Annotated in this window: 6 protein-coding genes; 2 read left to right on the top strand and 4 right to left on the bottom strand. The window is 73.9% G+C overall.

Annotated features, from left to right (window positions below; translation table 11 throughout):
- Positions 1-15 precede the first annotated feature (15 nt).
- Both ACZ4E1_RS18660 and rpmB read right to left on the bottom strand, forming a co-directional pair.
- Complete coding sequence (locus tag ACZ4E1_RS18660; protein WP_467540411.1) at positions 16-3,027, bottom strand: AfsR/SARP family transcriptional regulator; 3,012 nt, start codon at positions 3,025-3,027, stop codon at positions 16-18.
- Positions 3,028-3,182: 155 nt separating this feature from the next.
- The gene (rpmB, locus tag ACZ4E1_RS18655) at positions 3,183-3,368 is read right to left on the bottom strand and encodes a 50S ribosomal protein L28 (RefSeq protein WP_015036441.1); all 186 of its coding nucleotides are present in this window, start codon (positions 3,366-3,368) and stop codon (positions 3,183-3,185) included.
- 262 nt (positions 3,369-3,630) lie between these two features.
- Between rpmB and ACZ4E1_RS18650 the strand changes: the two genes are divergently transcribed.
- On the top strand, positions 3,631-5,319 hold the full coding sequence (locus ACZ4E1_RS18650; RefSeq protein ID WP_467540408.1) for a DAK2 domain-containing protein: 1,689 nt from the start codon (positions 3,631-3,633) through the stop codon (positions 5,317-5,319).
- 86 nt (positions 5,320-5,405) lie between these two features.
- Here ACZ4E1_RS18650 and ACZ4E1_RS18645 read toward each other — a convergent pair whose 3' ends face one another.
- Positions 5,406-8,117: an ATP-binding protein gene (locus ACZ4E1_RS18645; protein WP_467540406.1), complete on the bottom strand. Its 2,712-nt coding sequence runs from the start codon at positions 8,115-8,117 to the stop codon at positions 5,406-5,408.
- Positions 8,114-9,958, bottom strand: coding sequence for an HSP90 family protein (locus tag ACZ4E1_RS18640; RefSeq protein WP_467540404.1), 1,845 nt, complete (start codon positions 9,956-9,958; stop codon positions 8,114-8,116). The genes ACZ4E1_RS18645 and ACZ4E1_RS18640 overlap by 4 nt, the downstream gene beginning before the upstream one ends.
- 172 nt (positions 9,959-10,130) lie before the next feature.
- Between ACZ4E1_RS18640 and recG the strand changes: the two genes are divergently transcribed.
- Complete coding sequence (gene recG / locus ACZ4E1_RS18635; RefSeq protein WP_467540402.1) at positions 10,131-12,341, top strand: ATP-dependent DNA helicase RecG; 2,211 nt, start codon at positions 10,131-10,133, stop codon at positions 12,339-12,341.
- Positions 12,342-12,400: the final 59 nt, after the last annotated feature.

The following is a 12,400-nucleotide window of genomic DNA, read 5'->3' as shown; positions in this document are numbered from 1 at the left end:
CATGACCTGCGCGCCTCACGCCTCCCGAACGGCCGCCTCGCGCAGCGCGCTGCCGAGCTCGAAGGCCTTCTTGAACGTGTCGGGGGCGAGCAGCCGCCGGATCCGCCGCTCGACCGGTGTGACGTCGGGGTCGTCCACGATCAGCTGCCCGCGCAGGGCCGACGCGGCGCCGAGAAGCGTCGCGGCCTGCTCCGGCTCCGCCGCCCGGGCCGCCAGCGCCTCGGCCACCTCCGCCAGTTCGAGCTGCTGGGTCTGACCCCCGGTCGACAGGGACCGGGCCTGGCGGAACCAGTCGTCGGCCTCGTCCGCGCGGCCCTCGGCCAGCGCCGTCCGGCCCAGGCCGAGGAAGATGTGCACGGTCTGGCCGACGCTGTACCAGGACCGGGCGCTCGTCTCGAGAGCGGACTCGTAGTGAGCGCGGGCCCCTGCCGTGTCCCCGGCGAGGCGGGCGGCGTCGCCCAGGCCCCAGTGGGCACCGGCCACCTTGTCGTGCGCGCCGATGCCCCGCGCCAGCTCGGCCGCGCGCGCGAAGTCCACCGCGGCTTCCGCGTGCCGCCCGCTGCGCAGCAGAACCGTGCCCCGTCGGCACAGCAGATCGGCCGTCTCCTCCGGTGCCGCCAGCTCGCGCGCGAAGGTCAACGCCTCGTCGATCAGCTCCAGGGCGCGTGCCCGCTCTCCGCGCCAGTCCGCGTACAGACCCAGCTGGTCCAGGGAGTTGGCCATGCCCCAGCGGTCGCCACAGGCCCGGAACCCTTCCAGAGCCTGGGCGAACAGGGCCTCGGACGCCGTCGGCCGCCCCGCGAACTGCTCCTGGAAGCCGAGTCCGACGGCCAGCAGCGCCTGCCCCCAGGGGTCGTCGCCGACCTGGGCGCGCACCCGCTCGTCCTGCGAGCGCTCGGGGCCGACCGCCAGTGTCCAAAGAACCACGGTGAAGGGCAGCCGCAACTGCCGGTCGATCGTGGCCAGGACCCGGTCCGCCCGTACGAGCCGCTCGTCGTCCTCGTCACCCGTCACCGCGTTGAGCCCGCAGAGCGCGTACTCCTCTTCGAGTCCGGGCGGCGGCGTCGGACCCACCGCGTCCAGCAGGTCGCGGGCGAGCGCGACGCGCTGTCCGGCCAGGCCGTGCAGCCGCCAGAACCAGGACAGGGCCGCCATCAGTCTCAGGCCGTCGTCCGGCGCGCTGCGCACCAGGTGGCGCAGCGCCGCGTCCAGGTCGGCCCGCTCGGCGGAGAGCCGGCTCAGCCACGGCAGTTGCTCCCCGCCGCGCAGCAAGGGCTCGGCTCGCTCCGCGAGACGCAGGTAGTACGCGGCGTGGGCGTCCTTCAACGTGGCGAGCGTCTCGTCCGGCACCTGCTCGGAGCAGAAGGCACGGATCGTCTCCAGCATCCCGTAGCGCCCGTCGGACGCGTCCAGGAACGACTTCTCGGCGAGCGAGGCCAGCAGATCCTCCGGGTAGGCGATGCCGCAGACGGCCTCCACCGCGTCCAGCGTCGCGCCGCCGGAGAGCCCGCCGCCGCTGAACACCGTCAGCCGGGCCGCCAGATCGCGCTCCTCGTCGTCGAGCAGCTCCCAGCTCCACTCGACGACCGCGCGCAGGGTGCGGTGCCGCGGCGCCTTGGTGCGGTCACCGCGTGACAGGACCCGGAACCGGTCGTCGAGCCGCTCCGCCAGCTCCTCCACCGTCAGGGTGCGCAGCCGGGCGGCGGCCAGCTCGATGGCGAGGGGGAGTCCGTCCAGCGCCGCACAGATGCTGTCGATCGCCGCCCCGCGCGCGTGGGCCGCCGCGGACGCGTCGAAGTCGGGGCGCACGGCCGCCGCCCGGTCCCGGAACAGCTGAGCCGCGGGACCCGCTCCCAGTGGCGGCACCGGACACAGCGCCTCGCCGGTGATCCCGAGGGCCTCCCGGCTCGTCGCCAGGATCCGCACGCCCGGGCAGGCGCCGAGCAGCAGCCCCGCCACGCGGGCCGCGCCCTCGACGACGTGCTCGCAGTTGTCGAACACCAGCAGCGGCTCGCGCTCCTCCAGCACGGCGATCAACCGCTCGGTCGCGTCCGCGCCCTGCGGCCCCCGCAGCCCTTCGCGGACGCCGAGGGCGGTGAGCACGGCGTACGGGATCTGCGCGCCGTCGGCGAGCGGGGCCAGCTCCACGTAGCAGACGTCGGCGCGGGACCGGGCCGCCTCCATGGCCAACCGCGTCTTGCCCGCGCCACCGGGCCCCGTCAGCGTGACCAGCCGGGCCCCCGCCAGCAGCTCGTCGATCCGGGTCAGCTCCTCGGCCCGCCCCACGAATCGCGTCAGCTGCGCGGGCACACCCCGCTGCCGCCGCGGCTCCCGTCCTTGCAGCAGCTCCAGATGGAGTGCCGCGAGCTCCGCCGACGGGTCGGCGCCGAGCTCCTCCGCGAGGACGCCCCGCGCCTCTTCGTAGGCGGCCAGCGCCTCCGCGGGACGGTCCGCCGCGTGCAGTGCGCGCATCAACAGGGCGTACAGCCGCTCGCTCAGCGGATGCCGGGCCAGCAGCTCACGGATCTCGGCGATCAGGTCCGGGCCCGCGCCCATGGCGAGGTCGGCGGCGATCCGGTCCTGCAGGGCGGTCAGCCGCAGCTCTGTGAGGCGCGGCAGCTCGTCCGGCGCCGGGCCGCGCCACAGGGCGAGGCCCTCACGGAGCAGCGCCGCCGCACGCGCGTGGTCGCCGGATGCCAGGGCCTGGCCGCCCTCGCGCGCGAGGCGCTCGAAACGGTGGACGTCCACCGCGTCACGGTCGGTCACGAGCCGGTACCCGGCGGGCCCTGTCTCGATCTTCAGGTCCAGCCGCTTGCGCAGCCGTGAGACCTGGGACTGCAGCGCGTTCGCCGCGTTCGCCGGAGGATCCTCGCCGTAGAGCCCGTCGATCAGGCGCTCCGGGGAGACGGTCCGGCCCGCGTCGAGCAGCAGCAGGGTCAGCAGGGCACGGGGACGCGGCCCTCCGGGGTCCAGAGGGCTTCCGTCGGGGGCCCGCACGTCGAGAGGGCCGAGGATGCCGAACCGCATGCGCAGAGTCTCGCAGCCGCCACCGACAGTCGTGCCCGAGACGGAGGATCCTGCCGTGGGCCGGTGCCGCATCCGCGTGCGGACAAGAAAAAGCCGGCCCCCGAGGGGACCGGCATTTTCAAGCAACCAGCGAGGTGGCCGCGCTACGCGTTACGTCAGCGCGAGACCTTGCCGGCCTTGATGCACGAGGTGCAGACGTTGAGCCGCTTCGGCGTCCGCCCGACCACTGCACGCACACGCTGGATGTTCGGGTTCCAGCGACGGGGCGTACGGCGGTGCGAGTGCGAAATGTTGTTGCCGAAGCCCGGCCCCTTGCCGCAGACGTCGCAGTTGGCAGCCACGGGTCACTCCAAAGACTTCAGATGCACTTACGGTTGATCCCGGCATGCCGGGATCGAGATCGGAGGATCTGAGTGGCGGTGCCAGGGGAGAGCCCGATGGATATCGGGCAACCGGAGCAGCATACAACGGCTGCTTCGGTAGAACGAAACTACCATGACCTGCCGGGAGGCTGCTCCGGCCGGGTGGACCCGGCCCACTTCCTGACGAGCACTCCGGCGGGGTCTACGCTGCGATGCCAGTCCAGTGTTCAAGGAGGCGCAGGTGCCGCAGGTGCCGCATGTGCTCGACGTCGTCGCGGTGCGCGCCTGGTGCTCACTCGCCCTGGAGGCGCTCGGGCGCGACCGTGCGGAGATCGACGCGATCAACGTCTATCCGGTCGCGGACGGGGACACCGGCACCAATCTCTACCTGACCGTCGAGTCCGCGCAGCAAGCCGTCGAGGCCGTCTTCGCGGGGCTCGAAGCAGGTCAGGAGCCGGCCGGCCCGACGCTGACCGAGGTCATGCGCGCGATGGCGCACGGCGCCCTGATCGGTGCGCGCGGCAACTCCGGGACGATCCTCGCCCAGTTGCTGCGCGGCATGGCCCAGGTCCTGGCCGGCGACGGTACGGGTGACGCGGATCACGATGCCCGGGCCGATGCCGGGGCGCTGCGCCTCGCCCTCCGTAGAGCCGCGGACTCCGCGCGGGACGCGGTCGCCCATCCTGTGGAGGGCACGGTGCTGACCGTGGCGCGGGCCGCCGCGGACGCCGCCGCGCTCGTGGAGGGCGACTGCGGGGCCGTCGTCCGCGCCGCCTATGAAGGCGCGTGCGCGGCTCTCGACGCGACACCGGAGCAGCTCGCCGTCCTGCGCACCGCAGGTGTCGTGGACGCGGGAGGGTGGGGACTCGTCACCGTCCTGGGGGCGCTCAGCCAGGCCGTCTCCGGAGAGGCGGCACCGCAGCACAAGAAGGCGCCCAGGGACGCGCGCGAAACCCCTGGGGAAGCGGGCGGCCTCCTCGAGTGCCCCGACGAGCACGGGGGCACGGGACCCGCCTTCGAGGTGATCTACCTCCTGGAGGCCGAGGACGGCGCCGTCGCGCGGCTGCGCACCCGGCTCGACGCCCTCGGCGACTCCCTGGTGGTCGTCGGCGGCGACGGCCTGTGGAACGTGCACGTCCATGTCGACGACGCCGGCGCCGCCGTGGAGGCGGGCGTGGAGGCCGGCCGTCCGTACCGCATCCGCATCACCCACTTCGGCCTCGGGGACGCGCACATGGGCGGTGGCACCGTGCCGCCCCGTGAGCGGGCCCAGCGGGCCGTCGTGGCCGTCGTACCGGGCGACGGGCTGGCCGGGCTCTACGCGGAGGCCGGCGCGACCACCGTCCCGGACCGGCCCGGCGAACCGCCCGCGAGCGGGGAGCTGGTCGACGCGATCCGTCGCGCCCACGCGCGCGAGGTGGTGCTGTTGCCGAACGACGCGGAGCTGCGCCACACCGCGGCCGCGGCGGCGGAGCAGGCCCGCTCCGAGGGCGTACGGGTCGCCCTGATCCCGACCCGGTCCGCGGTCCAGGGCATCGCCGCGCTCGCCGTGCACGAGCCCGACCGGCGCTTCGACGAGGACGTCGTCGCGATGACCTCGGCCGCCGGCGCGACCCGCTACGGCGAACTGACCGTCGCGGAGCGGCAGTCGTGGACCATGGCCGGGATCTGCCAGGCCGGAGACGTCCTCGGCCTCATCGAGGGCGACGTGGCCGTCATCGGCAGCGAGGTCCCGGCCACGGCCCGTACGGTCCTGGACCGGATGCTCGCGGCCGGCGGGGAACTCGTCACCCTGGTCCTCGGCGACGAGGTCCCCGACGAGGTCGCCGAGAGCCTCGAACAGCACGTCCGCGAGTCGTACCTGGCCGTCGACACGGTCGTGTACCGGGGCGGCCGGCAGTCGGCGCTGCTGCTCATCGGCGTCGAGTAGCGAGCCCCTCCTCGTCGGCCGGCAGCCGCGTCACGCATCGCTCTGGAGACGCCGCCGCCCGCCAGTGGGCTCCGGAAGGCCGGGGCCTAACCCCGGCGCGCCTCCAGGGCCGCCCGTGCCTCGTCCCGGGCCTCCTCCTCCCCGGAAGCCTCGAACGCCGCCGCAGCCCGCTCCAACTGCTCCTCCGTGTCCGGGGCGTCCCTGCGGCTCAGGAGCTGGGCGAACTGGCGGCGCGTGTGGCCCAGTTCGGACAGGAGAGCCTCACGGCCGTCACCGGCGTCGGGCAGGGCTGCCTCACAGGCGGCGATCGCGGCCTCCATACAGGCGCGCTCGTCGTCGGCGTCCGCGCAGTCCAGCCAGGCACGCGCGCGGAGGCAGCGCACCACCGCGCCCGTCTGCCCCAGCGAAGCCCAGAGCTCGCCCGCGCGCACGTACGCGCGGTCGGCGTCCTCAGGGCGGCCGGCCCGGTCCAGTGCGTCGGCGGCGAGGTTCGCGAGCATCGCGTGGTCGCGCTGCTCGGGCCAGTGCTGGGCGAGCTCGGCCGCCTTCAGCCAGGCCTCGGCCGACTGCAGGTGCTCGCCCAGGGCGCGGGCGCAGTCGCCCAGCCACCAGCGGGCCTGCACGATCGCCCCGTCGCCGTGATCGTCCGACGTCAGGTCGAGCAGGGCCGACTCCAGGATCTCGGCCGCCTCCGCGTGCCGGTCCTGGCCCAGAAGATGGCCGCCCAGCTGGAAGCGGGCCCAGGCGCCGAGCCCGGCGCCGTCACCCGCCTCGTCGGCCCAGTGCGCCGCCTCGAGGGCATGGTCCGACGCGGCCCGCGCGTCACCGCCCGCCGCGAGGATCTCCGCCAGCTGGAGCTGCAGCTGCGCGACGTCGTGCGGCTCCAGGACGCCCGCGCCGTGCTCCAGGGCCGCCCGCAGCCGGCGCTCGCCCTCGTCGAGGTCGCCCCGCTCCCGGGCGAGACCGACGAGCCGCATGTCGCAGTCCACGGCCGCCCACGGCTGCTCCGCCGCCAGATGCGCCTCCACCGCGCCCTCGTACAGGGCGCGCGCCGCCTCGTCGTCACCACGGTGCACCGCGATGTCACCGAGCATCGCCCGCGCGGACGCCGCCTGGGAGGCGAGGCGCGGCGCGTCCGGGAACCGCTCGGCGAGGCCCAGCAGATCCTGGACGCACGCCTCGGCGGCCGTGATGTCCTCGTCCCCGGCGTGCCCCATCAGCAGGATGCGCGCCCGGCTCGTCAGCACGGCCGTCACCGGCCTGGCCGACTCCGCGTCCAGCTCCGCGAACCCGTCGAGCACCACCTGCTCGTACGGCTCCAGGATCGCCGCACGCGCCTCGTCCAGGCGTCCCGCGCGGGCCAGCGCGAACGCCCCACGCGCGCGTGCGGCGCGGGCCTCCGCCGGGTCGCCCGCCTCCTCGAACAGCGTGGCCGCGCGGTCGAAGCCGCCGGCGGTGTCGTCGGAGTGGATCGCCGCGTAGTCGGCGATCTCCGCGCGGTCGCGGACGGTGAGCTCCAGGCCCTCGTCCTGCGCCGCGCGCGATGCGGCGGCCCAGGCGCGGGCCGCCGGGGGACCACCCGTGGCCGCCGAGAGCCGCCGGGCCTCCGCGACCAGGGATGCGGCGTCCCGCGGCCCCGAGTCCGCCGGAGCGGCCGGCGCCACCGGCACGGCGACCGACGGCCGGGCGACGCGCACGCCCAGCGGGAGCCGCTCCACGAGCGGGCGCTGGTCCATGCGCTCCCGCACCCGCCGGCTCACCACGCCCGTGCCGTTGCGCGCGTCGAAGCGGGCGGCGACCGCGAGCGCCTCCCCGCGCGCGTGCACGGCGAGTTCGGCAGCGGTCCAGTCGCGCCCGGCCGGACCCGGCACCCGCTGCTCGCCCAGACCCAGCACGACCAGCCGGTCCATGACCAGCGCCGTCACCGCGAGGAAGTTCTTCAGGCCCTGCGGGTCGCCGCTGTCCGTGAAGTACGCGGGTCGCTCCGCGAGCAGCTCCAGGGCCCGAGCCTCGTTGCCCGTCAGGGCGCAGAACTCGACGTGCGACGCGAAAGCGCCCCGCATCGACTCCATCTGCCGCACCAGGCGCAGCCCCCGCAGATGGTTGGCCCGCGCCTCCTCGGGGCGCCCCAGACGCAGCAGCGGCAGCAGCGACGAGGCCAGTGCGGCGTGCGGCTCATGGGCGCACGTCAGCTCGCCCGCCAGGACGGGACCCCACAGTTCGAGGGCGCGCTCGTCGTGGCGCAGGTCCGCCTGACGCGCCCCCTGGCCGTTGAGCTCACAGGCGTGGCAGTCGGCCTTGTCGTCACGGTCCGCCGCCAGCCACGCGTCGTACGCGCGCGTGGCGCGCTCCTCGTCGCCCAAGTGGTCGGCCACGTAGAACTCGCTCATCCGGACGGCCCGTTCGGAGTGGCCCGCCACCTTGTAGCGGTGCTCCATCTCGCCGAGCCACTTCTCTATGGAGGCGAGCGGGACGTGCGGCTGGTTCAGCATCCCGTTCGTCATCCACTTGAAGACCCAGTGCAGCGAGTGCGTCTCGTAGGCGTCGAAGTCCTCGGGGTGCTCGTCCCACATGCGCAGCAGGCGCGCGAAGGGGACGAACATCTTGTCCTTCTCGGAGCTGTAGTTGTACATCTGCAGCTGGTGGCTGAGCGCCTCGATCACCCCGAGCGGGACACCGAGCCGCTCCGCCTCGGCGAGCAGCACCTCCGCGCGGGCGCCCCGCGCGGGCCCCTCGGGCTGCGCCGCGTTCTCCGCCATCGCGCGCCGCAGGGCGTCCAGATCCATGGTCTCGCTCATCGAGAGTCCTTTCCGGTGCCGGGGTGCGTGGCCCACTCCAGGAGGCCGATGAACGAACGGTTGAGGAGCGCGGAGTCGGCGGGGCGCAGCGGGCGCTGCGCCATCAGCAGCGCCTGCCCGTACAGGGCCTCCGCCGCCGTGCCGATCAGCTCCGGGTCGTCGAGGGAACTCACCCTGCGGATCAGCGGGTTGAGGTGGTTGAGCACCAGACGCGCGCGGGGCGCGCTGCCGCGCAGCGAGCCGAGGATGCCCGCCCACAGGTCGTCGGCCTGGGCCTCCGCCTCCGCGCGGGCCTGCTCGTGCCGGGCCGCACGGTCGTCCAGGTGCAGCGCCGGCACCGTGAGCGGATGGAAGGCCCGCAGGGCCACGTCGCAGCCCAGCGGGTCGAGCTTGGCCCGCGCGGCTGCGAGGAAGCCCGCCAGGGCCAGCTCCTCGGCCGGGTCCACGGCGTCGAGATGCGCGGTGACCGTCTCCGCGTCCAGCTCGGCGACCGCCGTACCGGGACGCACGGACGGCAGCGCCTCGACCAGATCGGCGTCATACGTGTAACCGCCGTTGACCACCCCGATGCCCTGCGCCGACGCGATCGGAGCGACCTGCCGGTACTCCTCCACGGTGCGCGTGAAGTGCACGACCGGGTGGCGCTGCGCGAACTCCTCCAGGGAGAGATGCCCGTCCGTCGTCTCGAACGGCAGCCACGGAAGCATCGTCCGCAGCATCTCCTTGTCGTGCCGCGCCAGGGACTTGACCCCCAGGTGATGCACGGAGAGGAAGGCCGAGAGCCGCTCCGGAGAACCCGCCGCGAGCGAGGTCAGCCACTCCCGGATGCGCTCGCCCAGGGCCTCCCGCACGGCGGCCAGCGTCTCGTCGTCGTACAGCGACTCGCGCGACGCCGTCGGGCGCAGACTGTCCGTGTCGATGACACAGCGCACGAAGAACGCCCAGTCGGGCAGCAGCTGATCGGCGCGCTCGGTCAGGAGCATGCCCTTCAGGTGCACCCGGTGGCTCGCGCGCTGCGCGGGACTGACCGCCTGCGGCAGCACGTGGGCGACGCCCCGGACACCGGCGAGCGGCACGTCCAGGTCGATCGAATCCAGCGGCGTGAAGCCGAACACCTCGCGGCAGTGCCCCGCCAGGGCCACCCGGCGGGCGGCCGGACTCGCGTGCGCGCGGTCCCACACGGCCGGCCGGTCCGTCACGGCCGCCTCGCCCACCCGCACGTCGTACGGCAGCAGCGAGCCGAAGTCCCGGGCCAGGGACAGCACCCGCTCCTCCTCCAGCCACTCCGCCGCACCCGCGCGTGCCTCCAGGTGCACCGTCGTACCGGGCTCGGGACGCGCCGCGTCCGGCAGCGTGCGCACCGTGTACGAGCCGTCGTCCCGCGCCGTCCACTCGACCGGAGGGGCGTCGGGAGTCCGCGCGCTGCGGCTCACCACGCGGATGCGCTCGGCGACCACGAAGCACGCGAGCAGCCCGATGCCGAACTGCCCGAGGAACTCCGCGCGGGCCGACTCCAGACCGTCGTCGCGCTTGGAACTGCGGCCGATCGTGGCCAGCAGACTGTGCACGTCCGCCTCGGACAGACCGATGCCCGAGTCCTCCACCCGCAGCGACCCGGCCCCGGCGGACAGCCGCACGGTGGCGGGGGAGCCGGGCTGCTCGGCGCGGCGGGCGGTGATCGCGTCCACCGCGTTCTGGAGCAGTTCGCGCAGGTAGACCTTGGGGCTGGAGTACAGGTGACGGGAGAGGAGGTCGACGAGACCACGCAGGTCGACCTGGAAGGTGTGCGGCGCCTGCGCGCCCGGGGACGTCTGTGAACTCTGTGAAGTCTGGGAATCCATCGTCGCTGCGCCGGTGGGGGGACGGGCGACGGCGCGGGTCGGGCGGCACCACGAGAGGTGACCGCGATCAAGGGCCGGAGCCGGTCATCCTAGGTCCGGCGAGCCGCTCGTGACCAGCGGATTCCCTGTGGATACCGGCGGTGGTCGGTGATTGTCAGTGGCGTGGTGTGCAATGGATCTCGTGCCCGCGCTCGAAGAACCGCTCAAGAAAGCGCTCGGTCCCGCCACCGCGAAGGTGATGGCCGAGCACCTAGGCCTGCACACCGTCGGTGACCTGCTGCACCACTACCCGCGCAGATACGCCGAGCGCGGCGAGCTCACCCGCCTCGCCGACCTGCCGCTCGACGAGCACGTCACCGTCGTCGCCCAGGTCGCGACCGCCCGCGTCCTGAGGTTCAACGGCGGCAGCGGACAGCGCCTCGAAGTCACCATCACCGACGGCAGCGGCCAGCTCCAGCTCGTCTTCTTCGGCCGCGGCATCCACAAGCCGCACAAGGACCTGCTGCCGGGCACGCGCGCGATGTTCGCCGGCAAGGTCGGCGTCTTCAACCGCAAGATGCAGCTGGCCCACCCCGCCTACCAGCTGTTGCAGGCCGACTCCTCGCAGGAGGCGGCCGAGGCCGTCGGCTCCTGGGCCGGCGCCCTCCTCCCGATCTACCCGGCCACCGCCAAGCTGGAGTCCTGGAAGATCGCCAAGGCCGTCGACCTCGTCCTGCCCAGCGCCCAGGAGGCCCTCGACCCGCTCCCGGAGTCCCTGCGCGAGGGCCGCGGCCTGGTCCCGCTCACCGAGGCGCTGCTCAAGATCCACCGGCCGCACACCAAGGCCGACATCGCAGACGCCCGCGCCCGCCTCAAGTGGGACGAGGCGTTCGTCCTCCAAGTCGCCCTCGCCCGGCGCCGGTTCGCCGACACCCAGCTCAGCGCCGTCGCGCGCGTACCGAAACCCGACGGACTGCTCACCGCGTTCGACGCGAAGCTCCCGTTCACCCTCACCGAAGGCCAGCAGAAGGTCTCCCGCGAGATCTTCGACGACCTGGCCACCGAGCACCCGATGCACCGCCTCCTCCAGGGCGAAGTGGGCTCCGGCAAGACGATGGTCGCCCTGCGCGCCATGCTCGCCGTCGTCGACGCGGGCGGGCAGGCGGCCATGCTCGCTCCCACCGAGGTCCTCGCCCAGCAGCACCACCGGTCCATCACCGAGATGATGGGCGAGCTCGCCGAGGGCGGCATGCTCGGCGGGGTCGAGCACTCCACCAAGGTCGTCCTCCTCACCGGCTCCATGGGCGCCGCCGCCCGCCGCAAGGCGCTGCTCGACCTGACCACCGGCGAGGCAGGCATCGTCATCGGCACGCACGCCCTGATCGAGGACAAGGTCCAGTTCCACGACCTCGGCCTCGTCGTCGTCGACGAGCAGCACCGCTTCGGCGTGGAGCAGCGCGACGCCCTGCGCTCCAAGGGCAAGCAGCCCCCGCACCTCCTCGTCATGACGGCCACGCCGATCCCGCGCACGGTCGCCATGACCGTCTTCGGCGACCTGGAGACCTCCGTCCTCGACCAGCTGCCGGCCGGACGCTCACCGATCGCCAGCCACGTCGTCCCCGCCGCCGACAAACCCCACTTCCTCACGCGCGCGTGGGAGCGCGTACGCGAGGAGGTGGGCAAGGGGCATCAGGCCTACGTCGTCTGCCCTCGCATCGGCGACGACGAGGACGAGAAGCCCAAGAAGGGCAAGGCGGCCAAGAAGTCCCCCGAGGACGAGGCCGAGAAGCGGCCGCCGCTCGCCGTCCTGGAGGTGGCCGAGCAGCTCGCGCGCGGGCCGCTCCAGGGGCTCACGGTCGAGGTCCTGCACGGCCGGATGCAGCCCGACGACAAGGACGCGGTGATGCGCCGCTTCGCCGCGGGCGAGACCGACGTCCTCGTGGCGACCACCGTCATCGAGGTCGGGGTGAACGTGCCGAACGCGACCGCCATGGTGATCATGGACGCCGACCGCTTCGGCGTCTCCCAGCTCCACCAGCTGCGCGGCCGCGTCGGCCGGGGCTCGGCGCCGGGCCTGTGCCTCCTGGTCAGCGAGATGCCCGAGGCCAGCCCCGCGCGCGCCCGCCTCGGCGCCGTCGCCGCCACCCTCGACGGCTTCGAGCTCTCCCGGATCGACCTGGAGCAGCGCCGCGAGGGCGACGTCCTCGGCCAGGCCCAGTCCGGCGTCCGCTCGTCCCTGCGGATGCTCGCCGTCATCGAGGACGAGGAGATCATCGCCGAGGCCCGCGAGGAGGCGACCAAGGTGGTCACCGCCGACCCGGACCTCGACCACCTGCCCGGACTGCGCACCGCCCTGGACGCCCTCCTGGACGAGGAGCGGGAGCAGTACCTCGACAAGGGCTGAGACACTGGGTGACACCACTGAGTGACACCGCTGGGTGACACCACCCCGATCCCGAAGGG

This window comes from Streptomyces sp. NPDC025806, assembly GCF_055558275.1.
This window is presented reverse-complemented; position numbering and strand designations above follow the sequence as displayed.

What these genes read in the sequence shown, in the direction of transcription:
- ACZ4E1_RS18660 (WP_467540411.1), bottom strand. Translation starts at nt 3,027, where the DNA reads ATGCGGTTCGGCATCCTCGGCCCTCTCGACGTGCGGGCCCCCGACGGA.
- ACZ4E1_RS18645 (WP_467540406.1), bottom strand. Translation starts at nt 8,117, where the DNA reads ATGAGCGAGACCATGGATCTGGACGCCCTGCGGCGCGCGATGGCGGAG.
- ACZ4E1_RS18640 (WP_467540404.1), bottom strand. Translation starts at nt 9,958, where the DNA reads ATGGATTCCCAGACTTCACAGAGTTCACAGACGTCCCCGGGCGCGCAG.
- recG (WP_467540402.1), top strand. Translation starts at nt 10,131, where the DNA reads ATGGATCTCGTGCCCGCGCTCGAAGAACCGCTCAAGAAAGCGCTCGGT.